This window comes from Chryseobacterium sp. NG-CE01 (genome assembly GCF_055695505.1).
In genome coordinates this window covers 1,010,019-1,034,657 of sequence record NZ_CM146369.1, presented here as the reverse complement: position 1 = coordinate 1,034,657, position 24,639 = coordinate 1,010,019, and the positions used below count along the sequence as shown (strand labels likewise).

Here is a 24,639-nt window from a genome sequence, read left to right as displayed (position 1 = left end):
GCCTAAAGCGTATGCTTTAAGCGTTTTTAATAACACGCTTTTCGTGTAAAAAATGATATATAAAAAAGGGCAAAAAAGCTCTAAGCGATGCCTAAAGCCTGATTGCTTTTATTAATATTCGTCTTCGTTCCAAAGGAAGTCTTCATCCGTAGGATAGTCACTCCAAACTTCTTCAATAGATTCGTAAATCTCTCCTTCATCTTCGATTGCCTGAAGGTTTTCCACTACTTCCATAGGTGCACCAGTTCTGATTGCGTAATCAATAAGCTCTGCTTTTGTCATTGGCCAAGGTGCGTCACTTAAATATGAGGCTAATTCTAATGTCCAGTACATAATTTTCTAATTTTTTGCAAAAGTATAAAAATAGCTTATATTATATGCTTTTTTACACCTGATTTTCAATTCTTTTTATTAATTTTTGTTCATGGTGCATCACAGACCTGCGTTCAGGCGTGATGTCAGCCTGTTTGCTGTCATTTTCTCAAAAACCATTCCACAAATATTTTTATGCCATTTTGGAAGTTTGTGTCAGGTTTATAGCCGATTAATGTCATGGCTTTTGTAATATCTGCATTGGTTTTCAGGACATCTCCCGGCTGCATTGGCAGATTTTTCCGGATGGCAGATTTTCCTAAAGCAGCTTCTATGGTTGACAGCATTTCGTTAAGCGTTATCACCTCACTCTCTCCAAGATTGAGAATCTCATAAATGCCGGAATGTGTTTCAAGATATACAATTGATTTTAATATTCCATTGATGATATCATCAATAAAAGTATAATCTCTTGCGGTGGTACCGTCGCCGTAGAAAGGTACTTCCTGGTCTTGCGAAATTAGTTTTGTGAATTTATGAATGGCAAGATCCGGTCTTTGTCTTGGTCCGTATACTGTAAAAAACCGCAGCTGAATCATATCGATTTTATATAAATCATGATATACATGGCCTATAATTTCGCTACATTTTTTAGTCGCTGCATACGGTGAAATAGGATTATCTACATTGTCGCTTTCGGAAAAAGGAATTTTTTCATTGTTCCCATAAACGCTTGATGAAGAGGCTGCAATAACTTTCTTAATGTTAAACTCTTTACACAGTTCCCAAAGGTTCATCGTTCCGCGGATATTCACTTCTTCATATTCCAAAGGTCTTTCGATGGAAGGACGTACTCCGGCAAGAGCCGCCAGATGGATTATCATATCTATGGAATGTTCCCGGAAGATTTTTTCAAGCCCCGTTTTATCACGGATATCCTGATAATATAAAAAATATCGGTCTGACTTTGTGATGGCAATCAGTTTCGCAATATCTTCCTGTTTTTCTAAAAATTCAAAATCCGAAAAATTCTGTACAGAGTCTAAAGTATTTTTAATTTTGATCTGATAATTGTAGAAATCATCAAAATTGTCAATATTTATGACAGAATGTCCCTTTTTTAATAATTGTTCTACCAGATGAGAACCAATGAATCCGCTTCCGCCCGTTACGAGATAGACCATTTGTGACTTTTTATTAGAGCAAAAATATAAATTTATTTTTTGAAAATATAATCATTACTTTTACTTTAAAAAGTAATATACACAATATGCAGTTTCAGGGACAAATTTTAAAGATGACGAGCTTCAATGATGAACCCATTCAATATTATCTAAATCTTTCGGGTGATCTTATTCACATGAATGAGCTTTTCGGGAAAGAACTTACGATAAAACATAAGGGTTTCCAATGTGTGAACTGTCAGGAAGATAAAACGGTCTACAGAATGGGATTCTGCAAAAACTGTTTTTTTGAAAGTCCTTTTGCAAGTGATACCATCATCCGTCCCGAACTTTCTACAGCGCACTTAGGAATTGCGGAACGGGATTTGGAGGTAGAAAAAGGAATTCAGCTTCAGCCTCATACGGTTTATCTGGCTTACACGGGAGAAGTAAAAGTAGGTGTTACCAGAAATACGCAGATTCCTACAAGATGGATCGATCAGGGCGCGACTTTTGCACTGCCTATTGCGAGAACCGAAAACCGGTATGAAGCAGGGATGATTGAAGTTGCTCTCAAACAGCATGTTCCTGATAAAACCAGCTGGAAAAAAATGCTCCAGGATGACCTGGAAGATGATATTGATCTGGCAGATTTCCAGCAGAAGATAAAAGAATATTTTCCTGATGATTTCCAGAAATTTTACAGTGAAGACGAAACGCTTTGGAAGTTTGATTACCCTTTCGAAAAGCCTGAAAAAGTAACATCCTTTACTCTTGATAAAAGACCGGAGTTTACCGGGAAGCTTACGGGTATAAAAGGACAATACCTGGGCTTCGACGGTGGAGAGTTTATTAATATAAGAGGACATGAAGGATATTTTATTGAGCTCAACGTCAGGGGCTGATCTTTAAATAAGCAAAATATGTAAACATGAAAAAGTGGGTAAAAAAGCTATTGGTTGGCCTGGGAGTTTTGTTGCTGATCATTTTATTGGCGAACTTCGGACTCAATATATGGCTTAAGACCCAACTTCCCAATTACATTAAAAATAATACCGACTACAAGGTATCTTACAAGAGTCTGGAAGTCGATCTAATGTCAGGAAATATTCTGGCGGCAAACATTTCTGTCAACAGCAAAAATCCTCAGAATATCAATGTAATAGGCCTTCAGGGGACTATTGATACACTTAAAATAAGTCGGTTCGGAATCTATGATGCCGTTTTCAATAAGCAGATCAGTTCATCTGATCTTTTACTGGCAAAGCCTAATCTGAATATTATTCTGGCAAAACCGGTTGATGATAAAACCGGGAAAAAAAGAAATCCTGTCAACTTTGAAAACATCAGGATCAGAGAAGGAAATATTAGTATTTTCAAACATACGAAACAGAAGTTTCTTTCTGTTGAGGATCTTGATCTTTATGTAGAAAATCTCCAGCTTACGGAGAAATCGGTGGAAGACCGGCTTCCTGTTGTTTTTGACACCTACGATATTAAAGGAAAGAATTTTTTTGTTCGTCCCGATGATGTGTATGCTCTCAAGATTGATTCTATTAAAACATCTGACGGGCAAATGACGATTGATAATTTTCAGCTTATTCCTGTATTGGATTTTAATCAGTTTAAAAAATATTATCCTAAAAAAAATAAGCTTTTCCAGTTTGCCATTAAAAAAATGGAATTCAAAGATCTGCTGCTGAAAAAGAATAAAGTTTCATTGGCCAATGCCCGATTTTATCAGCCTGATTTTCTAGTGTACACGACAGATGCTGTTCCTGTAAAGGTGAAAAAGCCTTCCGATTTCGAGCTGAATCTCGAGAATATAAAGATGAGCAATGCAACCATTCAGGTAATGAAGCCAAATGGACATAAGCTCTTATATGCAAAAAACCTTAATATTGATGTCAGTCAACTTAAATTTGACAAAGAAACCAGAGAAGAACTTATTCCTGTAGGGTATAAGAACTTTCAGGTTTCAGGGAGGGATGTCTTGTTTTCGAATCACCAGGACTTTACAATCGGAAGTATCAGCCTGAATCCTAAAAAAGGAGAATTAAGAAAAATTTCTGTCATTCCTAATGGAAATGCTCCGGAAAAAACGTCAATGAATCTTGCATCAGATTATATCCGCTTTAATATTAATAAATGGGATTTTGCAGATAAAAAAATGAATCTTGACATCAACGATATTCTTGTAAGTCGCGTCAAGGGAGAAATTATTGCAGGCACGGATAAAACAGTTAATCGCAAAAAGCAGGATTTTAACGGGATTCAGTTTCCCATAATAATCAGGAAAGTTGTACTGCAGAATTCGGATATTGTATATTCTAAAAACAATCAGCCGCTCAGTTTTCAGAATCTGGATGCAACCGTAAATGATATTCAGCTCATTAATAAAAAGGATAATTCCGGGATTGAAGCAAAAATAAGTAAATACGTGGTCTCAACTAAAAACTTCGGTTATAAGACGAAGTTCTACAATATGACGGCAGGGTCTTTAAAGCTGGACCAAAATACGATAAACGTAACGGCATTTGCAATGAAGCCTCTTGTTTCGAGAGCGCAGTTTATCAGAATGATTCCTGTGGAAAGTGATTTGTATGATATCACGGCAAAACAGATTACAGCAAATGGGACCTGGGATTTGTTTTCTGATCAGAAATTAATACGTGCTTCAAACGTTACAATCCGTAATGCGGATGCCAATATTTTCAGGAGTAAAATTCCTGAAGATGATCCGAAAGAAAAACCTTTGTATTCAAGAATGCTGAGGTCGATTAAAATTCCGATGGTTGTCAATAATCTTAACCTTAAAGATTCAAAATTGGTTTATGAAGAAGATACACCGGAAAGTGCAGGCCCCGGAAAGCTTACGTTCGGTAATTTTAATATGAATGTTAAAAATTTAAACTCTGCGAAAATCAAGGGAAACCCAACAAAAGTTGATATTAAAATCAACTGTTCTTTTATGAATCTGGCTCCTCTTTCGGTAAACTGGAGTTTTGATGTGGCAGATCAGGGTGATCATTTTGCTATTTCGGGGAAAACCAACAATCTTCCGGCTACGGGAATCAATCCATTCATAAGACCTTATCTTCACGTAACGGCTACCGGAACCATTCAGGAAATGCTTTTTAATTTCAGAGGAAATCCTAAAGGATTAAGCGGAAAATTCAATCTTAAACATAAAGATCTTAAAGTAACGATCCTTGATAAAGAAAACAACGAGAAAAAAGGTTTTCTTACGGCTGTTGCCAACCTGCTGGTGAAATCGGATTCCGGGAAGCTTCCGGAAGATGTAGATGTAGAAGATGTGGAAAGAGATCCTACCAAATCGTTTTTCAACCTTTTCTGGAAAGGAATTGAGCAGGGTTTAAAGAAAACACTGATCGGAATCAATATTGATAAAGCCAAAAAAACAACAGAAAAAGCTGTTTCTACAGTGAAAAATGTAAAATCTGACATAAAGGAAATGAAAACATCTGCCAAAGAAATCGGGCAGGCTGTAAAAAAAGATCCTGCCAAGCAGGAGCAGAAAGAAAAGGATTCTGAGAAGAAAGGTTTTCTAAAAGGAGTATTCAGGAAAAAAGAAAAGCCCGAAGCTAATTAGTTTCGGGCCTTTTTATATTAATCAAAATCAAATTCGTCACTTTCGAGAATAGGAACTTCGCGGAGGAAATTATCAAATTCTTTAGGATAATTGCTGCCTGCACCATAAGAATCGATGATCATTCCGATATTTCCTTCAGTATCTTTTACCAAATACAAAACGGCATTGTCATCAGGACTACTTGGGCCTTCGAAACGATAAGCTTTTATAATAGTAAGCTCGTTAGGCTGATATATTTTCTCAGAATTTTCCAGTTTCATTTCACAGTCTTCATTCATTCTGAATTCTCTGTGGATACCTCTTTGCGTGAGCCTTGTCATCACCTGACTCAGTGTGGTCATTTTGTCAATATTTCCTGTACCTTCCATAATAATATTTTCCTTCTAAAATACAATAATTAAACCAATCACTTAAAAACGTATATTTTATATATCAGGTCTTTTGTTAACAAAAATTATATTTATAATTTAATATTGGGTATACTTTTTGCAATAAAGACAATAATAAATCAGACGAAATATGAAAAAGGAAGTTGGCGTTTTACTGGCAGGAGGAGTCGGTCTTCTGGCAGTATTAAGTATCATCGGAATAAAAAAAATATTACATAGAAAAGATAAAAAGTACAATGATTCCTACTCAGATTATCATCGGCATTTTGATAGCAGAAACCCTGAGGAAGATTATCACGGTATTGAATTTTATGCATTAAAATAATAAAACAATATATATTCAATTATTGCAGTCCGGCTCCATTAGGTGCCGGATATTTTTGTGGAAAACTTTAATGTTAAAACTCATTATTTTATTGAAATTCCATCCTAATTTTACCATATCATGCAGAATGAAAACATCATAAAAGGACAGGGAGCCCAGCGAAATGTTACCAATCGTTTCGATAAATACACCTATGAGCCGGAAGATGAAGATTATGAAACGGTAAAAACATCTTTTACCGAAGTGTTTCCGAAAACTATTGTAAATCAGGTAAAAAGCGAAGATCTCCCGATGGAATATTCCATGAATCCTTACCAGGGTTGCGAGCACGGCTGTTCCTATTGTTTTGCAAGACCTACCCATGAATACTGGGGATACAGCGCCGGAATTGATTTTGAGAGAAAGATCATGGTAAAGAAAAACGCTCCGGAACTGTTGGAAAAATTTTTTCAGAAAAGAGGATATCAGCCTGAACCTATTCTGCTTTCCGGAAATACCGATTGTTACCAGCCGGCAGAACGGCAGTTTGAGATTACAAGAAAAATTCTTCAGGTTTGCCTTGATTACAGACATCCGGTAAATATCCTTACAAAAAATGCCCTCGTCCTCAGAGACCTGGATATTTTAAAACCAATGGCTGAACAGAATATTGTCAGTGTTTCTTTAAGTATTCCAACCATTAATGAGGAACTGAGAAGAAAGATGGAACCGCGGACAAGTTCTGCAAAAAACAAATTAAAAGCAATAGAAATTCTTTCAGAAAATAAGATTCCGGTTAATATAATGGTAGCCCCAATTATTCCCGGGCTGAACAGCGATGAGCCTTTGGCTATTTTAAAAGCAATTTCGGACGCAGGAGCACAGAGTTTTGGGTACACTCTGGTACGGCTGAATGATACGGTAGAACCTGTTTTTGTAAACTGGATAGAAGGTGCTTTTCCAGACCGTGCACAAAAAGTTTTGAACTTAATCCGCTCTATGCGCGGAGGAAAGCTGGGCGAAAAAAAGTTTTTTGACCGCCAGAAAGGGGAAGGCAATATTGCAGAAATGATTCACAATACATTTAAGATCGGAAGAAAGAAATTTTTTGATGGAAAAGAATTTCCGAAGCTTTCCACAAAGAATTTTACGGGTTCCAGAGATCACCAATTAAGGTTGTTTGATTAATAAGAAAGCCGCTCCCAAAGGAACGGCTTCTTTTATGAAAAAATGTTTCTGAATTCAATTACATGGTATCATCTACCACCGGGCATTTGAAATCTTTACTGCACGTTGCACATACTACTACGTTTCCGCATACATACATACAAAATTCCGGTTCAGGAAGATTAATTCCAGCTCCTGTAATACTTTTTAATTGGCCTTTGCTTAGTTTTTTTAAATTTTTCATATTGTTTTAGTTAAAAATTTGATACTTCTGTAAAGATAATTAAAAAATGAATATGTCAAACATTTGTGGTATATTATTTTTATGTTAACATAAATTTGTTTTATTTTAAAATTTTAGAATAAAAAAAACCGGACAAATTGCCCGGTTGTTAATTATTTTTTGATTAGTCCCAATTCTATCAATCGTTCATGAAGAAATTCTCCTGCTGTTGTATCTTCATACAGTTTCGGATGATTTTCATCAATACAGTTTTCCAGTGCATTCAATGACATTGAACTTACCGGGTGCATAAAGAAAGGGATTGAATACCTTGAAGTTCCCCACAATTCTCTTGGCGGGTTCACCACTCGGTGTATGGTAGACTTCAGTTTATTATTGGTATGTCTGGAAAGCATGTCTCCTACATTAATCATCAGTTCATCCGGCTCTGCAATAGCATCAATCCATTCACCTTTGTGATTCTGAACCTGAAGCCCTTTTCCCTGAGATCCCATCAATAATGTAATGAGGTTAATGTCTCCGTGTGCGGCAGCTCTCACTGCATCATCCGGCTCTTGTGTAATCGGAGGATAATGGATGGGTCTTAGGATAGAATTTCCTTCTGCAATTTTATCATCAAAATAAAATTCGTCCAATCCGAGATACAAGGCTAAAGCTCGGAGCACATACTTTCCTGTTTTTTCCAGCATTTGGTATGCTTCCTTACCGACTTCGTTGAACTTTGGAAGCTCTTCTACAATTACATTATCAGGATACTCTGCTTTGTATTTGGAATCTTCGGAAACATACTGTCCGAAATGCCAAAACTCTTTCAGGTCGCCTTTTTTGAAGCCTTTTGCAGTTTCTTTACCGAATCCTACATAGCCTCTTTGTCCACCAATTCCCGGAATCTCGTACTTTTGTTTCATTTCCGTTGGCAGTTCAAAAAAGTTTTTTACCTCTTCATACAATTCATCTACTAGTTTGTCATCAAGAAAATGGCCTTTTAAGGCAACAAAACCAATTTCTTCATAAGCTTTTCCGATTTCATTTACAAATTTCTGTTTGCGTTCCGGGTCACCCGAAAGGAAATCACGCAGGTCTACACTAGGTATTTTATCCATTTTTAGAAATTTAACGAATGGCTAAATTACAGATTTTAAATGAAAATCTTTTTACAGTTAATTATTTATAAATTAAATTTGTACTATGAAAAAATATTCTTCCAAAAGAAGTATTCAGATATTGGCGCATCTTCTTCAGCAGTACGGAATTTCAGATATCATTATTTCCCCGGGATCCAGAAACGCCCCTTTGGCCATCCACTTTTCCGAGACGGACAGTTTTAACTGTTACAGCATTGTTGACGAAAGAAGTGCTGCTTTTGTAGGGCTTGGCATGGCGATGAGTGAAAAAAAGCCGGTTGCAGTTACCTGTACCAGCGGTTCTGCGGCGGCCAATTACTATCCAGCGATTACGGAAGCTTTTTATTCCAATATTCCGGTTTTGGTGTTAACGGCTGACAGACCAATGGATTATGTTGATATTTTTGACGGACAGACGATACGGCAGAATAATCTTTTTCATCAGCATTCTTACGGAGATTTCCAGCTGTTGGAAGATGGGAAAGAAAATGCAGAAGACCTTAATTTTGATACGATAAAGAAAGCTATTGAACTGTGCATTGAAAAGCAGGGCCCGGTTCATATCAATATCCCTTTGGAAGAACCTCTTTATGAACTGGTTTCGGAACTGCCGACCTTCCCGACAGTTGAAAAAACAATCCGACAGAAAGAGTATGAGATTCCATCCAATCTGGTTGCGGAATGGAATACTTCCCAGAGAATTATGATTCTGGTAGGAACAAGAGATTACAGTCCTGAGCTGGAAAATCAGCTTACCCAGCTTGTTAAAAATCATTCTGTTGTGGTTTTAAGTGAAGCCAATTCTAATCTTCATCATGAAAAATTCTTCAGGCATATCGACCGGTATGTTTTTAATTTTACGGAAGAAGATTTTAAAACGTATGCTCCCGATTTACTGATTACAGTAGGGCAGAATGTAGTTTCGAAAAAGGTAAAGCAGTTTCTGAGAAAAGCACATCCGAAACAGCACTGGCACTTGGATGAAGTATGGCAGCCCGACACTTATTTTGCTTTGACGGAAAAAGTACAGGTAAAACCCGAGTTTTTTTTCTCTAAATTGCTGAAATTTATCAATCTGGAGCCGAGTCCATATTTTAACCTTTGGGATGTTCTCAGGGACAAAAAAGATGCAAAGCATGAAAAGTTTCTGAGTACAGTAGATTTTTCCGATTTTTATTTTTTCTATAAAACATCGCAGATGATTCCGGAAAATTACAATGTACACTTCAGCAACAGCTCTGCGATACGCTATGCACAACTTTTTGATTACGGTAAAAGGAAAATCTACTGCAATAGAGGTACAAGCGGAATCGACGGATCAACCTCTACGGCGATGGGCTTTGCCATAAAAAATACAAACCCTACTTTGCTTATTACAGGAGACCTGAGTTTCTTTTATGATACCAATGGTCTGTGGAATCAGTATATTCCGCCATTTGTGAGAATTATGATTTTTAATAATGGAGAAGGAAATATTTTTAAAATTATTCCGGGGCCAGGAAATGCCAATCCAAATACACTGGATGAGTTTATTGCGACCAAACATCACAAAAATGCGGAATTTCTGGCAAAACATTTCGGATTTTCCTATACCAGGGTGGATGACGATATTACATTAGACCGCGTCCTTGAAAATTTCTTCAAACCTGACAGTCAGCCTAAAATACTGGAAGTTAATACGTATGGTAAAAACAATGCAGATATCCAGAAGGCATATTTTAATGCTCTTAAAGAGAATTAAAGATCTTCATATTCTTCATTTCCGGGTAAATTAATGATTCTGTCGATAGGATAAATAAAACTTTCATCAAAGTCATTCAATGCATTAATTATCTGGAAATGAGAGAATTCTTTGATATTCTGGAGCGTTATTTCCATTTCTTTTATGTCCTTTTTTCTTAAGAGGTTCTGTCTTTGTACGCCGTTCAAAAGATAAGAAGTAGGAGTAAACCAGGTTTTTCCCTTTAGAAAAAGAAGATTGGAGTAGGACGTATCAGTAATATGATTGTTTTTAACGATGATGATTTCTTCAGCTTTAGCCTTCATCTTCATTTTTTCAAATTCCTTCCGGTCTTCAAATTTAAAAGAATAGTCGAAGCTGTTATTTTCCACCAGCTGGAAACTTTCAATTTCGGGGATGGCATAAGGGATCATTTGGGTCCTGATTTTTTTATCGAGATCATAAACGATCCTGAGCTTAAACAGACCATCCTCGTCATGTTCAAGATGCTTATAGATTTTAGCAAGATCAATGGTGCCCTCTTTTCCAAAGTGGACAAAAGTGGCATCTACACGTTTCTGATGTAATTCCAATAAGAAGATTTTCTGGTCTTCAATCTTTATACTTTCAATGAATTGGTACATAAATTTTATTTTTCATTTCCTGATACTCGTCTTCAAGCCTGCTCATATGGGTAATTCCGCCGCCACTTTTGAAATACAGTGCATCGCCTTCTTTTTCAATAAAACGGATCATCACACAGCTGTCTAGGTTTTCGCCGTCGAACCAGCCGCAGACTCCGGTATAATAACCTCTGTCATAACCTTCGGCGTCCAGGATGATCTCCAGTGTTTTCGGTTTGGGAGCTCCTAAAATGGAACCTGCCGGCAGCAGTTTCTTCATAATGCTGCCAAGCTTTCCGTCAAATTCCGGTTTCAGAACCCCTGAAATTTCCGAACTCATGGCGTACAAATCTTTCTGTTGGGTTTTAATGAAATCAATATACTGAAACTTGTCTACCTTCACATCATCTGCAACCATACTCAGGTCATTTCGGAGAAGATCAACCACGGTGTAATGTTCCGCTTTTTCTTTAATATCATTTCTCAGCACCTCAGCGGCATTTTCAACCGAAGCATCAATGGTGCCTTTCATAGGATAAGTGAATATTTTTCCGTCGATTATCTTTATGAAAGTTTCAGGAGAAAAAAATACGAAAAAATCTTTATAAAAAACTTTGTATTTGGCAGAAGCATGATGAAAAATTTCTTCAAGAGTCAAATTGGTTTCAATTTTGGTTTTCCGGGTATAATTTACCAGGTAAGAGTTTCCGAAGCGAATATTTTTCTGAACTTTATCAAAACCCGTTTTAAAACTCTCTAAGGTTTCGGGGAATGATTTCCATTGTACATTTTTAGATAAAGCTTGTTGTACTTTGGTGTTTGAAAAATTTTGAAAATCAATTAATAAGCCTGATTTTTCAATTTCATCTTGTTTGAATATTTTAACATTCTGTGCAAGGAAATCGACAATGAAAAAATAGGGAACTTTCCTGAGTGAAAGTTCGTCCATTTCCATAAATTTTTGATGATTCACTGAAAACATTCCGCAAAAGTAATTATTGATGTTTACTTTTGCACAAAATTTTTTTAATGGAAAATAAATATCCTCAGAAACCGGGTCTTGATTTTATACTGAAGCAGGCATTTTTTTATTGGAATAAAACATTGGTTTTTCAGCTGATGTTTTCAATCATGTATTTCGGAATTCTGATGACGGTATTCTTTTTCTGCGATGCGAAGTACGATATCTTAAATGGTTATATGGAAACTTCAAAGTATGCGAAGGATGGCGTTCAGGTATATACAGAACAGTTGCAGAAGCTTTTATCGACGGAGAATTTTCAGAGTTTTTCTTTATGGATGGTAGGAACACATATATTTTTATATCCGTTGAACCTTGGTTTTTTCCAGATTTACAGGAAAATGGACCTTGGTGAACAGGCTAGTCTGAGTGATCTTTTCGTGGGTTACAACGGAACTAATTTTTTCAAATACATCGGGTATTATATTTTCTGGTATTTTATTTTTGCGTACAGCTTTCAGACGATTATTCTGGGCGTTGTCTGGGTGGGCATCACTTTATTTGTGGCGCCGATGATGTTTTTTATGAATAAAAGTATTTTTGAATCTATTGCTCTGCATTTTAAAGCGATGAAAGTATTTTTCATAGAAATATTAGTCTGCATGGTAGTGGCTTTTATTTTTAAATATGTCGGCTTTATGGCGTTTTTCATTGGAGGTTTATTTACATTTCCTTTCTGGAATGCGATGATTTATTCACTATATAAAGTTATTTTTTCAGAAAAGAATTAATTTAGGATAGTTTTTAATGCGTTTTCTGCTAAAAAAAATTAAATTTGGTAGACAACATTAAAAATATAACACCATGTCAGAATTCAGTGAATTTGAACAGCAGGGTTCTGTTCCGGAAAGGAATACGGGATCCATCATTTCTCATGCTTTTGAGATGTACAAAGGAATTTTTCTTTATGCGATTGTAGCCATGATTATCTGTATAATTGCCGATGTAATTGTACAGTCGTTAACAGGGTATAATTCCTGGGGCGGCTTCAGAGACTTTAGCAGTTTCAATGATTTTGATGACGGTGATTTTTCTAAATATGAATACTGGAATCAGCCGGGAGCTTCTTTCTACTATTCGTTTTCTGGTATTACGAATATTTTGCTGTCACCACTTTATGTAGGACTCATCTATATTGCTAATAAGTATAACACGAAGATTCATATTGATTTCTCGGATCTTTTCATCGGCTATAGACAAAACCTTGGGAATATTCTTCTTTACAGTTTAATTACAAATATTATTTTAGGAATTTCCATAGCATTATGCGGGCTTCCTTTCTTTTTTGTTTTTCCTCTTTTTTTATTGGGTTATCCTATCCTTTTATTTGAAAATGCTACGGCTATGGATGCGCTTAATAAGACATATAGTATTGCGAAAAATAATTATGGTACATTTTTAGGTACATCACTTTTGGGGCTTCTTATCAGTGCTGCCGGATTGGTATTGTGTTGTATAGGAATTATTGTGACGGCTCCATTTATCCTGGCAGTAATGTATTCTGCATACTGCGCTTACCTGGGAAAACCAAGACAAATAATGCTGAATAAATAATGAATAAAGAAGAACAAATAAGCAGCGTAAAAATAAAACAGGTCTCACTGCTTGCCATAATCATCGTTCTGGCGGGGCTGATCTGCTTTAATCTCGCACTTTTCATCCCGGCAGTTTTAGGGGCAATCACCATTTATGTGGTCTGCAGGAAATACAACTTTTACCTTCAGGAAGAAAAAAAATGGAAACCCTGGGCTTCTTCACTCACATTAATGTTTGCAAGTCTTATTGTTCTCATCCTTCCGGTCTATTTTATCGGGGACCTTTTAATTGAGAAGCTTGGTAATGCGCAGGCTTATATGGACAAGTTTAATATTTTTCTTGAAAAAATTCATACTTATATCTATTCAAAAGTAGGCTTTGATATTTTAAGCAAAGAAAATATGGATAAGCTTAAAAATAATGTTGGACAATTCTCAACAAAAGCACTAAGCGGCACTTTTAATACTCTGACGGTTGTAATGTCAATGTATTTTATCCTTTATTTTATGCTTGAAAAACCGAGATTCTTTGAAAGGATATTATCATCTTCCGCACCGCTGAAAAGATCGAATGTATCTTTAATTGGGGAGAAAATGAGGAAACTTATTATGGCAAATGCGATCGGAATTCCTGTGGTTGCTCTCGGGCAGGGTATCGTTGCTATTGTAGGATATTTTATCTTCGGAGCGCCAAGTCCAGTGCTGCTGTTTGCCCTAACGGCTGCGGCCTCTATGATTCCTGTAGTGGGAGCAGCGATTATCTATGTGCCAATCTGTATCTACATGATTGCAGAGGGTAATACGGGAGCCGGATTGGGACTGGCTGCATATTGTATGATTGTTGTTGGATTAACGGATAATGTTTTACGTTTTACCCTTCTCAAAAAATTAGAAGATATCCATCCTTTGAATACCGTTTTCGGAATCATCATGGGTATGAATCTTTTCGGTTTTATGGGACTTGTTTTCGGACCTATTCTTATATCATTAACATTGCTTCTGATTCAGGTCTACAGAAATGAATTTTCGGATGATGATACGCCGGATCTTAAGCTTCCGGACAAAGATGAAGAGCTTGAAGAAAAAATTAATTTAATTGTATAGCATGGAAAACGGAATAAACCCGGAAATTTTAAAAGAAATCTGCGAGGTTAAAATGCCTTTCGGTAAATATCAGGGAACGATCTTGGCAGATTTGCCGGTAAGTTACCTTGAATGGTTTCAGCGGTCAGGAATGCCAAAGGGGAAACTGGGAATGCAGCTGTCTACCATTTATGAAATAAAACTGAATGGTTTAACGGATCTGCTGATCCCCATCCGGGGTGGAAATGTAAACTACGAGAAATATAAAAATAAAACCTATAAGTTTTAAAATTTCGGCGGCACCTTTGGTGCCGCCGAAATTTTTAATTCTAATTACATTGGCTCCCAGAGCTCAATCTTATTTCCTTCAGGATCAAGAATATGTATGAACTTTCCAAAATCGTACACTGCTATTTCATCTAAAATTTCAACATTTTCTTTTTTGAGTTCTTCAACCAGTGCTTCCAGATTGTCAACTGTATAGTTGATCATAAATTCTTTTGCTGAAGGTTCAAAATACGTTGTTGTTTCAGGAGAAGGACTCCATGTCAGCGAGCCTTTCGAATTTGAATCTGCCATGCCTTTCCAGTCGAAAGTTGCACCATATTCATTTACATCAATTCCCAGATGGGTTTTATACCACTCTTTCAGAGCCTTCGGATCTTTGCATTTAAAGAATATACCGCCGATTCCTGTTACTTTTTTCATTTGATTATAGTTAGTTAGGTTTATCTTTTGAAGTTTCGGCGGCAGCGAAGCTGCCGCCGAAACTTTTATCCTTTCAAAGCAGCAATCTCATCTCTTAATTTTGCGGCTTTAATAAAATCCAGGTTTTTCGCAGCAGATTCCATTTCTTTCTGCTTTTGTGTAATCACCTTTTCAATATCCTCGTTGGTATAGCTCGCTTTGGCCTCTGCAACCTTCTGAAGGATCTCTTTCTGAGTATACTTTTCGTCCGGGAAATCTTTTGTTCTTCCGACCAAACTTTCAGAGATTTTCTTGTTCAGGGCAACGGGTACTTTTCCATGTGCTTTATTGTATTCCATTTGCTTGGCTCTACGATACTCGGTTTCATCAAGTGTAGCCTGCATGGATTTTGTAATCTTATCGGCATACATGATGGCTCTGCCATTAAGGTTCCTTGCGGCACGACCTACCGTCTGAATCATAGACCGGCGGCTTCTCAACATTCCTTCCTTATCGGCATCCAGAATGGCTACTAAAGAAACTTCCGGTAAATCAAGACCCTCTCTTAATAAATTTACCCCAATCAGAACGTCAAATAGGCCGACTCTCAGGTCCTGCATGATCTGGATACGCTCAAGGGTTTCAACATCAGAGTGGATGTATCTTGTCCTGATTCCGAATTTCGTAAAATATTTGGTTAATTCTTCGGCCATTTTTTTGGTTAGAGTCGTTACCAGAACTCTTTCGTCCACATCGGCTCTTTTCTGAATTTCCTCCATCAAATCATCAATCTGATTTATCGTAGGCCGTATTTCAATGATGGGATCCAAAAGACCGGTCGGACGGATGATCTGCTCAATATAAGCACCTCCGGTTTTTTCAAGCTCATAATCTGCAGGCGTAGCGGAAACATAGATAACCTGATTCTGGATGGCTTCAAATTCTTCAAACTTCAAAGGTCTGTTATCCATTGCGGCAGGAAGCCTGAACCCGTAATCCACCAAAGCTTCCTTTCTGCTGCGGTCGCCTCCGTACATGGCATGAACCTGAGGAACCGTAACGTGGCTCTCATCAATTACCATTAAATAATCTTTCGGGAAATAATCAAGAAGACAGAAAGGTCTTGTACCGGGTAATCTTCCATCGAGATATCGGGAATAGTTCTCAATTCCCGAACAATAACCAAGCTCCTTAATCATTTCAAGATCCAGTTCTGTTCTTTCCTGTAATCTTTTAGCTTCTAAAGGTTTTTCTATCGCATTGAAAAAGTCAACCTGCTTTACCAGATCATCCTGAATATTGCGGATGGCACCGTTCAGCGTTTCTTTTGAAGTTACAAAAAGATTGGCCGGATAGATCTGAATCTGTTCAAAACTGGAAGTTACATTTCCCGAAACAGGGTCAAAACTCTGGATTTTTTCAATTTCATCTCCGAAAAACTGAATTCTCACAGCATTATCAGCATATGCCGGGAAAACATCAATAACATCTCCTTTTACCCGGAACGTACCCCTTTGAAACTCATTTAATGTTCTGGAATATAATGCATTAACTAAAGAGTGAAGCAGTGCGGTTCGCGTTACCTTTTCTCCTATAGCAATTGAAATCAATGATTTGTGAAATTCTGTAGGATTTCCGATACCGTAAATACACGATACAGAAGCGACAATTAAAACATCTCTTCTTCCGGATAATAAACTTGCTGTAGCAGAAAGCCTTAGTTTTTCAACTTCCTCATTGATGCTGAGGTCTTTTTCGATATAGGTTCCGGTGGTAGCAATGTAAGCTTCCGGCTGATAATAATCGTAATAACTGACAAAATATTCAACGGCGTTTTCAGGAAAAAACTCCTTGAATTCCATAAAAAGCTGTGCCGCGAGTGTTTTATTATGCGCCAGAACCAGTGTTGGTTTCTGAACATTCTGAACGACGTTCGCTACCGTAAAAGTTTTCCCAGATCCGGTAACTCCCAGAAGCGTTTGGTATTTCTCACCGATTTTAACACCCTCGGTAAGTTTTTCAATAGCTTGTGGCTGGTCGCCGGTAGGTTTATATTCTGATTGAAGTTTGAATTGCATAGAAAATTGTGATCTTATCTAACAAAAATACGAAAGATATATTTGACATTGAATGTATTTGCTGCCACATTTTAATTGCTCCCTCGTTATGCTTCAAACAAAGACAGCACTCAGTTGAGTGCTGCTTAACTTGTGGAAGCTTATATTAATTTTCAAAGGACATCGTCAACGGAATTCTCATCTTGTAAGGTGCAGGTTTCCCATCTTTTTTGGCTGGCTTCCAGGTAATATTTTCGTTGGCTTTTTTAAATGAAACAATTGTTTCTATATTGAAAGCTTCATTATTTCCCATAGCTTTTATATCCGTTATACTTCCGTCTTCTGCAATGATATAGCTTAATTCAGTTCTATATACTTCTTTGGTTTTGCCGGGATTAAGTTTGGCTGCGTCGAATACTTTTGCGATTTTGGCCCGTATTTCGTTAATTCCTCCCGGATATTGTGGAAGTGATGTCGTCTCGTTTTGAGCCAATGGTGTATCTGTTTGATTTATTGCGTTCTGGCCTGTTTTATTTTTATTTACAATATTTTCACTTTCTTTAGGCCGGATGGTATCCTGAACGACCCTCTCTTCATTTCTGCTTGTGATAAGTCCTTCCTGTGTTTCACTTTGATGATCCGAAAACTCATTTTCAGTATTGTTCAGAGTAGATTCGCTTTCAGAAATTACATTTTTTACAGGTTCAGAAATCCTTTTTTGTGTTTCTTCAACCATTTTTTCAATTGGATTGGCGTATGTTTTTTGTACAAATAATCCGAAGGTAATCATTAAAACAGGGATGCAGATTACTTTTTTAAGATTTGTCAGTTTAGACTTTTTAGTGTTCATCATAATAAATCGTTTTTTGGTGTTAGTAAAATTGAATGTATGGCTAAGGTTATGGTTTTTAGTTGAAATAATTTCGTCGAGAATAAGGTGCTGATAATCTTTAACGTTAAAATTTTTCTTCAATACGGCTTCATCTGCCAAAAACTCATGATTGGTAATAATAGCTTTCCGGTAAAAAAATATCGAAGGATTAAACCAGGTAAAAGCTTTCAGGATTTCGATAATTATAACATCAACGCTATGCTTCTGTTCGAGGTGACTTTTTTCATGCAAAAAAATCCGGGGATCTATTTTATTGTCCAAAAGATAATTTTGCCCTAAATAAATAGTATTCCAAAAGCTAAAAGGTGAAGTATATTCTTTGGTAATCAATATGTTTTGATTCTGATACTCTACCCGCCTGCCCTTCATCTTTTTAATTGCTATAAATGCCCTGATCATCCTTATTAAAAAAATCAGCGTAACAGTTCCGTAAATAATCCAGATCCAGTTAATGAAGTTAAAATTTTCCTGGCCCGGAGTAATGTCTAAAGCCTGTTGTGTTGTCTCAAAGGCCGTTTGAATTCGGGTACTCGGTTTTAAGTTTTCCGATTGAATAGAAATAAATGGAACGGTATAAGAAAACAGAATAGAAAACATTAGGTAAAACCTGTTGAACCGATACATTTTTTCCTTCTGTAACAACAGATAGTATACGGCCAGAAGCATAGAAGACCCTAAGATTATTTTTAAAATAATTATCATCTTTCATCAATTTGCTTGTCAATTATCTCTCTGAGTTCTTTCAGTTGTGTTTGTGAAAGTTTAGCATTAGATGTGAAAAAAGAAGCAAACTGTGTCACAGAATTATTGAAAAAACGATCAATCATGGAAGACATTTCTTCCTTAAAATATTCTCCTTTTGCGACTTTGGGATAATATTCGCGAGAATTTCCATACAGTGTATACCCTACAAAATCTTTATTCTGCATCCTTTTCAGGAGAGTCGCGATTGTTGTTGTGGCAGGTTTGGGTTCCGGATAAGATTCTAAAATATCTTTCATGAAAACCTTTTCTTTTTCCCAAAGTATTTCCATAAGATCTTTTTCAGAATCGGTCAATTTTATTTCTTTCATATTCTACAGATTTGCAATTGTTTCTACAAATGTAGAATAAAAATTTAAACTGACAAATTATTGTGGCATTATTTTTCCATTCTCCAGCAAAATAATTCATCTTAATCATATGAAAACCAATAAATTTTATATTTCAGCGGTCAGTTTGTTTCTTATTCTGGCATCATGTAAAGAAAGCAAAGTTAATGCTCAGCAAACCGGAAGCGACGGAAGTGTTGAAACAAAAGCACCGAATTCTCCGGAATATAAACCTGCTTTTACAGGACAGACGAGAATTAAAGCAGTAAAAACTTCGACACCTTACAAGGTTGAAGTCTTGAGTAAAGATTTAGGGAAGCCTTGGGGAATTATTAACCTTCCGGACGGAAGACTTCTGATTACGGACAAAAGAGGTTATATGAATGTCGTTTCATCTGACGGAAAACAAATCTCAAAAATTGACGGTTTTCCAAAAGTTGATTCTAAAGGGCAGGGCGGAATGCTTGATGTTGCGCTAGACCCCGACTTTTCCAACAACAATATCATTTACTTCAGCTTTTCGGAACCTTATGACAAAGGAAATCATACTGCCGTAGGAAAAGGAAAGCTTTCTGCAGATTTCAAAAATATTTCTGATGTTCAGGTGATATTCCGTGCAACTCCGACATATGATGGAGATAAGCATTACGGAAGCAGGCTGGCTTTCGATAAAGACGGAAATTTATTTGTGAGCACAGGAGAACGGTCCGATAAGCAGACAAGAGTGTACGCACAGCGAACAGATAATTATTTAGGTAAAGTATTAAAAATCACAAAAGAAGGAAAGCCTGCTCCCGGTAATCCATTTATCGGTAAAACTGGGTTTAAACCCGAAATTTATGCCTATGGAATCAGAAATCCTCAGGGTATGGCCATTGATCCCAACGGAAACTTATGGGATGTGGAAATGGGACCACGAGGTGGTGACGAAATTAATTTAATTAAAGCCGGAAAAAATTACGGATGGGGTGATGTTACCTACGGAATTGAATATTCCGGTGAAAAAATAAATAACGGAACGACTCAAAAAGCAGGAACCGAGCAGCCTGTTTATTATTGGGATCCGGTAATCTCTCCAAGCGGTGTTACTTTTTACACCGGAAATATTAATGAATGGAAAGGAAACCTGATGATCGGATGTCTCAGCGGAGAACATATCAACAGAATTGTGATGAAGGATAATAAAGTAGTTGGGGAAGAAAGACTTTTGTCAGACGAGAAAGAACGTTTTCGTGATGTGTTGAACGGAAGTGATGGCAATTTGTATGCGGTAACCGATAGCGGAAAACTATACAGAATTTCGAAAAAATAATCTTATTGTAGTCTTTTATATAAAGGTTCGGGCTCAAAACGAAGTTTTGAGCCCGAACCGATTTTAAGCTTTTTCAAGCTGAACCGTGAAATGTCTTAACAGATCCGGTTCCCAGGTTATCTTATAGCCTTTTGCAATCTCATCACGTCTTTCATAAACGTTTTTGATAGCAGCGGCAATATAATCCATATGGTTGTTGGTATACGTTCTTCTTGGTATGGCAAGACGTACTAATTCAAGCTTCGGATAACGGTTTTGTCTTGTTTCAGGATCTCTGTCAGCCAATAATGTTCCGATTTCCACCGTTCTGATTCCGGCTTCTTTGTAAATTTCAAGTCCTAACGTTTGTGCAGGATATTCTGAACGGTCAACTTTTGGAAGGAAATTAAGGGAATCAATGAATACAGCATGTCCGCCGATAGGTTTCTGAACCGGAATTCCGTATTCGATTAATTTATTTCCGAGATATTCAACCTGAGAAATCCGGCTTTCTAAATAAGCGAATTCTGTCGCCTCATCAAGACCAACTGCCAAAGCAGCCATGTCTCTTCCGGCCATTCCACCGTAAGTAATGAAACCTTCATAAATAATGGTGAAATTGGAAGCTTTTCTAAAAACTTCTTCATTATTTAAAGCAATAAAACCTCCAATATTTACCAGTCCGTCTTTTTTAGAACTCATGGTCATCCCGTCACCGTAAGAAAAAATCTCTTTGCAGATTTCTTTGATGCTCCTGTTTTCCTGCCCGGCTTCTCTTTTTTTGATGAAATAAGCATTTTCTGCGAATCTCGCTGAGTCAAAATATACAGGAACACCGTATTTGTCAGAAAGTTCTTTTACGGCTTTCATATTTTCCAATGAAACAGGCTGTCCTCCGGATGAGTTGCAGGTAATTGTAATTAAGCAGAAAGGAATATTTTCCTTCGGATGTGTTTTATAAACTTCTTCAAGCTTTTCAATATTGATATTTCCTTTGAAAGGATGAAGGTCATTGATGTCAAAAGCCTCATCTATAGTACAGTCAATAGCGTGTGCCTTTCTGAATTCAATATGCCCTTTTGTGGTGTCAAAGTGAGAATTTCCCGGCACCACGTCTCCTTCTTTTACCAAAACGGAGAAAAGTACATTTTCTGCAGCTCTTCCCTGGTGAGTAGGCAAAAGATATTTAAATCCTGTAATATTCTCAACGGTCTGGTGAAGCTGCTCAAAAGAACGCGAGCCGGCGTAGCTTTCATCACCCATCATCAAAGCGCCCCATTGTCTGTCGGACATCGCTCCGGTTCCGGAGTCGGTAAGAAGATCGATGAAAACCTGTGAAGATTTTAGGTTGAATAAATTATAGTTTGCCTCTTTAAGCCATTGTTCTCTTTCTTCTCTGGTAGACTGACGAATTTCCTCAATCATTTTAATGCGGAAAGGTTCCGCGTACGGTAAGTTCATGATAGTATTTATTAGATTGTTTTGTAAAGAATTTTTATTTGAAATAATTCAAATTCATCAAAGGATATGTTTTTTAAGCCGTATTACTCCGGAGCCTTAAAAATATTATCATCCGAGTGAAAGCCTGCTACACCGCCACTTACAGCAAATTTCATTGCAGAAGCTGCCGTCATGCCCACTACTGGTTTGATGTTTTTCTCTTCCGTAACAATTACCCATCCCGAAATGGCGTAAGAATGTGGCAGGTATACCGCAACATAATTGTGCTTTTCAACGTCTGCCATCTCTTTCTGGGTGAGAAAACCGATTCTCCAGATTTCGGGATTTTCGTTGGTTTTTACCCAGACCGGATCGTTGAACTTTTTCTTATCTCCGACGAAAGAAGACATAACGTCTTTGGTTGGGGTATAAATATGTTTTACGCCCGGCGTTTTTTCAAGCAGGCGATCCATAGCATCGAAAAAGAATCTGCCGACAACAAATTTGTTGCCCAGATATCCTAAGAGTGCTGTAAAGAAAATAGTTGAAATGAAAACAAGCCCCGGTATTTCTTTAGCGACAGAAGGAATAATATTGTCAATGGAAGTCACGACATACCAGATGACAAACATGGTCAGTCCGATAGGGCCGATGATTACAAGTCCCTGAAAGAAATTTTTCAGGAACGAATTGGCAATATATTCAAATGTCAGCTTTTTCACCTTACTTTATTATTATCCGTGAATGGTTTCACCTTTTCCGTACGACTGGATTATTTTGGCTTCATATTCCAGCCACTCTTCCCAGCGTTTATTTACTTTTTCAGGATCTCCTAGCTGTCTTGCAAATCCTATGAATGTGGTATAATGATTGGCTTCCGAAACCATCAGGTCACGGTAAAACGTTTTGAGCTCTTCATCTTTGATGTTCTCGGTAAGGACCTTAAACCGTTCGCAGCTTCTGGCTTCAATCATGGCTGCAAAAAGCATTTTGTCGACAATAAGATCATCTCTGTTACCGCCTTTCTGGATGAACTGTACGAGCTCGTTTACATAATCATCTTTTCTGGTACGCCCGAATGTGTAGCCTCTTTTTTTGATGATTTCATGAACCTGGTTAAAATGCTCAAGCTCTTCCTGTGCAATGGCAAGAAGTTCGGTCACAATTTCGGGATACTCGGGAAGCATTGTAATAAGCCCGATCGCATTCGTGGCTGCTTTTTGCTCGCACCATGCGTGATCCGTCAAAATTTCTTCAATGTTTCCCTCTGCTATATTTGCCCACCTTGGATCAGTGGGAAGTTTCAACTTAAACATAGTTTAAAATTTTGTGTAAAATTAAAATATTTTGTGATATGACAGAAGTTTATTTTCGTTGAAGATTTTCATTCAAATTCATCTTTTTTATAGAAAATCTAAATTTGATGGTACTTTTTTTGTTATTGTTTTAAAACCAATTAAAAAATATAAACATTATGGAAACAATTACAGCTATTAAAAGTAAGATGAGTGCTTTGCTTGCATTTACATTTTCAGTATTCATGTCTTTTTATGCGTTTGCTCAAGATAACGCAGGAGGGGTAGTCACCACAGAAAACAGTACAACGACTACTACAGAATGGTATGCCAATCCGGTATATATTATTGGTGGCGCTATTGTTCTCATCATTATTATTGCACTGATTGCGCGAAGCGGAAGGAGGGACTAATAAACAATAAAAAACTGCTATTCAATAGCAGTTTTTTTTCTTAGTATTTCAAGGATATTCCATCCAAAACGGTCTACTTTCTTTAGTATGGCTGAAATTCCGAAGGCAAGGATCACGTTGATGATATAAATTAGTACCATTAAGGTCCACCAGGGCATATATTCTTTTAGGGGAACTACCAGAAAATACACAAGGGAAGAGCTTATACCTTGTGCAAAATAGAAAAATATGGCGTTCTTTCCGATATAAGTTACGAAACTTTCCTTAGAAATTTTTAAACGGTTATAAAAAACAAAAAGCGTTACAAGAGAAAATAATGCCCAGATGATATATGGAATTTTCGGTGGAAATTTATTTCTGTTGATTTTGTAAAAAATTTCATTGCCGTAATGCCAGAACATCCAGATTAAAGCTGCAGCAACACAGGCGTACAGTATAGGAATTATTTTGCCAGGAATTTTTTTGCCCTTCATTCTGTTGCCGATCAGAAAAACGGCCAGGTAAAAGGCGACATATCCCACCTGCCCGTCAGGATATATTTCCGGGAAAATATTAAATAATAGAGTCAAAGCAATGCATAATGCGATAAACCAATTGATATGTTTTGGGAAAAACCGCAAGATGAGCACTCCGAAGACGGTAAGAATAAAATAAACTTTTAAGTACCAGAAACTTCCCATTACGACCGGAAATGTATCTGCATTGGTATATTGATGAAGGTACCAATTGCCTAGATTTTCCCATTGCGGAACGGTTGAAATATTGGTAATTGTATATTTTGATCCAAAGGTAGAATAGAAATTCTGAAGCCATTCCAGAGAGAAAAAATTCAGTCCGAAAATTTTAAAGAAATAATCCAGAAAGAACAGGAAAGTTACAAAAATCATATACGTAATCTGCAGTTTCAGCAAACGGTAAAAAGTTTTTTCAATATTTGAACCTGAAGTGATCCCGCTTAATCCATAAAACAATGCTACATCAAAGACCAGGGAAAATACTCTTACTTCTGCCGGAATATAAAACTGCCCCGACCAGAAAGCCGTATGAATGAAAATAATGGATAATGTTGCCAGTCCTTTTGCAAAATCAATGTAGAGATCTCTTTTCATTAGGTATATATAATGTTCAAAAGTAAATAAACTTTATGAATATTTTCAAAAAGAAAAGAGGCGGGA

The 24,639-nt window shown here is 37.0% G+C and carries 26 protein-coding genes; 11 read left to right on the top strand and 15 right to left on the bottom strand.

Annotation, left to right across the window (positions count from 1 at the left end):
• Positions 1 to 111 precede the first annotated feature (111 nt).
• Both ACYT6F_RS05070 and ACYT6F_RS05065 read right to left on the bottom strand, forming a co-directional pair.
• The gene (locus tag ACYT6F_RS05070) at positions 112 to 333 is read right to left on the bottom strand and encodes a DUF2795 domain-containing protein (RefSeq protein WP_002662059.1); all 222 of its coding nucleotides are present in this window, start codon (positions 331 to 333) and stop codon (positions 112 to 114) included.
• Between the two features lie 140 nt (positions 334 to 473).
• Positions 474 to 1,496: a GDP-mannose 4,6-dehydratase gene (locus ACYT6F_RS05065; protein WP_472600165.1), complete on the bottom strand. Its 1,023-nt coding sequence runs from the start codon at positions 1,494 to 1,496 to the stop codon at positions 474 to 476.
• An 86-nt stretch (positions 1,497 to 1,582) separates the two neighbouring features.
• Between ACYT6F_RS05065 and ACYT6F_RS05060 the strand changes: the two genes are divergently transcribed.
• Positions 1,583 to 2,380 (top strand): DUF2797 domain-containing protein, encoded by a 798-nt coding sequence (locus ACYT6F_RS05060; RefSeq protein ID WP_472600164.1) that lies wholly within the window; start codon positions 1,583 to 1,585, stop codon positions 2,378 to 2,380.
• A 26-nt stretch (positions 2,381 to 2,406) separates the two neighbouring features.
• Complete coding sequence (locus ACYT6F_RS05055) at positions 2,407 to 5,088, top strand: hypothetical protein (protein ID WP_472600163.1); 2,682 nt, start codon at positions 2,407 to 2,409, stop codon at positions 5,086 to 5,088.
• A gap of 17 nt (positions 5,089 to 5,105) precedes the next feature.
• Here the strand turns inward: ACYT6F_RS05055 and ACYT6F_RS05050 are convergent, their stop codons facing one another.
• Complete coding sequence (locus ACYT6F_RS05050) at positions 5,106 to 5,456, bottom strand: hypothetical protein (RefSeq protein WP_472600162.1); 351 nt, start codon at positions 5,454 to 5,456, stop codon at positions 5,106 to 5,108.
• A 151-nt stretch (positions 5,457 to 5,607) separates the two neighbouring features.
• Here ACYT6F_RS05050 and ACYT6F_RS05045 point away from each other — a divergent pair, with 151 nt between their 5' ends.
• Both ACYT6F_RS05045 and ACYT6F_RS05040 read left to right on the top strand, forming a co-directional pair.
• Positions 5,608 to 5,802: a hypothetical protein gene (locus tag ACYT6F_RS05045; protein WP_472600161.1), complete on the top strand. Its 195-nt coding sequence runs from the start codon at positions 5,608 to 5,610 to the stop codon at positions 5,800 to 5,802.
• Positions 5,803 to 5,922: 120 nt separating this feature from the next.
• On the top strand, positions 5,923 to 6,969 hold the full coding sequence (locus ACYT6F_RS05040) for a PA0069 family radical SAM protein (RefSeq protein ID WP_472600160.1): 1,047 nt from the start codon (positions 5,923 to 5,925) through the stop codon (positions 6,967 to 6,969).
• 58 nt (positions 6,970 to 7,027) lie between these two features.
• On the opposite strand, the gene ACYT6F_RS05035 is transcribed toward ACYT6F_RS05040, so the two are convergent.
• Both ACYT6F_RS05035 and ACYT6F_RS05030 read right to left on the bottom strand, forming a co-directional pair.
• Positions 7,028 to 7,192, bottom strand: a complete 165-nt coding sequence (locus tag ACYT6F_RS05035; RefSeq protein WP_472600159.1) for a bacteriocin-like protein — start codon at positions 7,190 to 7,192, stop codon at positions 7,028 to 7,030.
• A 152-nt stretch (positions 7,193 to 7,344) separates the two neighbouring features.
• A complete protein-coding gene (locus ACYT6F_RS05030) occupies positions 7,345 to 8,295 on the bottom strand; it encodes an isopenicillin N synthase family dioxygenase (protein WP_472600158.1) in 951 nt (316 codons plus the stop codon).
• 85 nt (positions 8,296 to 8,380) lie between these two features.
• On the opposite strand from ACYT6F_RS05030, the gene menD reads away from it, so the two are divergent.
• Positions 8,381 to 10,057 (top strand): 2-succinyl-5-enolpyruvyl-6-hydroxy-3-cyclohexene-1-carboxylic-acid synthase, encoded by a 1,677-nt coding sequence (gene menD, locus ACYT6F_RS05025; RefSeq protein ID WP_472600157.1) that lies wholly within the window; start codon positions 8,381 to 8,383, stop codon positions 10,055 to 10,057.
• Here the strand turns inward: menD and ACYT6F_RS05020 are convergent.
• A complete protein-coding gene (locus tag ACYT6F_RS05020) occupies positions 10,054 to 10,680 on the bottom strand; it encodes an aminotransferase class IV (RefSeq protein WP_472600156.1) in 627 nt (208 codons plus the stop codon). The two genes, menD and ACYT6F_RS05020, sit on opposite strands and share 4 nt — an antisense overlap.
• A complete protein-coding gene (locus ACYT6F_RS05015) occupies positions 10,664 to 11,641 on the bottom strand; it encodes an aminodeoxychorismate synthase component I (RefSeq protein WP_472600155.1) in 978 nt (325 codons plus the stop codon). The genes ACYT6F_RS05020 and ACYT6F_RS05015 overlap by 17 nt, the downstream gene beginning before the upstream one ends.
• 47 nt (positions 11,642 to 11,688) lie before the next feature.
• Between ACYT6F_RS05015 and ACYT6F_RS05010 the strand changes: the two genes are divergently transcribed.
• The 4 genes from ACYT6F_RS05010 to ACYT6F_RS04995 all read left to right on the top strand — a co-directional run bounded on the left by ACYT6F_RS05010 (position 11,689) and on the right by ACYT6F_RS04995 (position 14,587).
• Positions 11,689 to 12,411 (top strand): hypothetical protein, encoded by a 723-nt coding sequence (locus tag ACYT6F_RS05010; protein ID WP_472600154.1) that lies wholly within the window; start codon positions 11,689 to 11,691, stop codon positions 12,409 to 12,411.
• A 73-nt stretch (positions 12,412 to 12,484) separates the two neighbouring features.
• Positions 12,485 to 13,234 (top strand): beta-carotene 15,15'-monooxygenase, encoded by a 750-nt coding sequence (locus tag ACYT6F_RS05005; RefSeq protein WP_472600153.1) that lies wholly within the window; start codon positions 12,485 to 12,487, stop codon positions 13,232 to 13,234.
• Entirely contained in the window at positions 13,234 to 14,319 is a 1,086-nt protein-coding gene (locus ACYT6F_RS05000; protein ID WP_472600152.1) for an AI-2E family transporter, read from the top strand. The genes ACYT6F_RS05005 and ACYT6F_RS05000 overlap by 1 nt, the downstream gene beginning before the upstream one ends.
• Before the next feature lie 13 nt (positions 14,320 to 14,332).
• Positions 14,333 to 14,587: a DUF3820 family protein gene (locus ACYT6F_RS04995; RefSeq protein ID WP_472601100.1), complete on the top strand. Its 255-nt coding sequence runs from the start codon at positions 14,333 to 14,335 to the stop codon at positions 14,585 to 14,587.
• Positions 14,588 to 14,631: 44 nt separating this feature from the next.
• Here the strand turns inward: ACYT6F_RS04995 and ACYT6F_RS04990 are convergent, their stop codons facing one another.
• The 4 genes from ACYT6F_RS04990 to ACYT6F_RS04975 all read right to left on the bottom strand — a co-directional run bounded on the left by ACYT6F_RS04990 (position 14,632) and on the right by ACYT6F_RS04975 (position 19,007).
• The gene (locus ACYT6F_RS04990; RefSeq protein WP_472600151.1) at positions 14,632 to 15,006 is read right to left on the bottom strand and encodes a VOC family protein; all 375 of its coding nucleotides are present in this window, start codon (positions 15,004 to 15,006) and stop codon (positions 14,632 to 14,634) included.
• Between the two features lie 65 nt (positions 15,007 to 15,071).
• Positions 15,072 to 17,063 carry an excinuclease ABC subunit UvrB gene (gene uvrB, locus ACYT6F_RS04985; protein WP_472600150.1) on the bottom strand — a complete coding sequence of 664 codons (1,992 nt, stop codon included), beginning with the start codon at positions 17,061 to 17,063 and terminating at the stop codon, positions 15,072 to 15,074.
• A 145-nt stretch (positions 17,064 to 17,208) separates the two neighbouring features.
• Positions 17,209 to 18,636, bottom strand: a complete 1,428-nt coding sequence (locus ACYT6F_RS04980) for a M56 family metallopeptidase (RefSeq protein WP_472600149.1) — start codon at positions 18,634 to 18,636, stop codon at positions 17,209 to 17,211.
• Positions 18,633 to 19,007, bottom strand: coding sequence for a BlaI/MecI/CopY family transcriptional regulator (locus ACYT6F_RS04975; RefSeq protein WP_472600148.1), 375 nt, complete (start codon positions 19,005 to 19,007; stop codon positions 18,633 to 18,635). Before ACYT6F_RS04975 ends, ACYT6F_RS04980 begins: the two co-directional genes overlap by 4 nt.
• A 109-nt stretch (positions 19,008 to 19,116) precedes the next feature.
• On the opposite strand from ACYT6F_RS04975, the gene ACYT6F_RS04970 reads away from it, so the two are divergent.
• The gene (locus tag ACYT6F_RS04970; protein ID WP_472600147.1) at positions 19,117 to 20,337 is read left to right on the top strand and encodes a PQQ-dependent sugar dehydrogenase; all 1,221 of its coding nucleotides are present in this window, start codon (positions 19,117 to 19,119) and stop codon (positions 20,335 to 20,337) included.
• Positions 20,338 to 20,400: 63 nt separating this feature from the next.
• Here ACYT6F_RS04970 and ACYT6F_RS04965 read toward each other — a convergent pair whose 3' ends face one another.
• From ACYT6F_RS04965 to ACYT6F_RS04955, 3 genes are all read right to left on the bottom strand, one after another.
• The gene (locus ACYT6F_RS04965; RefSeq protein WP_472600146.1) at positions 20,401 to 21,777 is read right to left on the bottom strand and encodes a tryptophanase; all 1,377 of its coding nucleotides are present in this window, start codon (positions 21,775 to 21,777) and stop codon (positions 20,401 to 20,403) included.
• Between the two features lie 83 nt (positions 21,778 to 21,860).
• Positions 21,861 to 22,478 carry a DUF502 domain-containing protein gene (locus ACYT6F_RS04960; RefSeq protein ID WP_472600145.1) on the bottom strand — a complete coding sequence of 206 codons (618 nt, stop codon included), beginning with the start codon at positions 22,476 to 22,478 and terminating at the stop codon, positions 21,861 to 21,863.
• Between the two features lie 12 nt (positions 22,479 to 22,490).
• A complete protein-coding gene (locus ACYT6F_RS04955; protein WP_169231548.1) occupies positions 22,491 to 23,072 on the bottom strand; it encodes a MiaE family protein in 582 nt (193 codons plus the stop codon).
• Between the two features lie 158 nt (positions 23,073 to 23,230).
• Here ACYT6F_RS04955 and ACYT6F_RS04950 point away from each other — a divergent pair, with 158 nt between their 5' ends.
• Positions 23,231 to 23,464 carry a hypothetical protein gene (locus tag ACYT6F_RS04950; RefSeq protein WP_472600144.1) on the top strand — a complete coding sequence of 78 codons (234 nt, stop codon included), beginning with the start codon at positions 23,231 to 23,233 and terminating at the stop codon, positions 23,462 to 23,464.
• Positions 23,465 to 23,481: 17 nt separating this feature from the next.
• On the opposite strand, the gene ACYT6F_RS04945 is transcribed toward ACYT6F_RS04950, so the two are convergent.
• Entirely contained in the window at positions 23,482 to 24,573 is a 1,092-nt protein-coding gene (locus tag ACYT6F_RS04945; RefSeq protein WP_472600143.1) for an acyltransferase family protein, read from the bottom strand.
• Between the last annotated feature and the right edge of the window lie 66 nt (positions 24,574 to 24,639).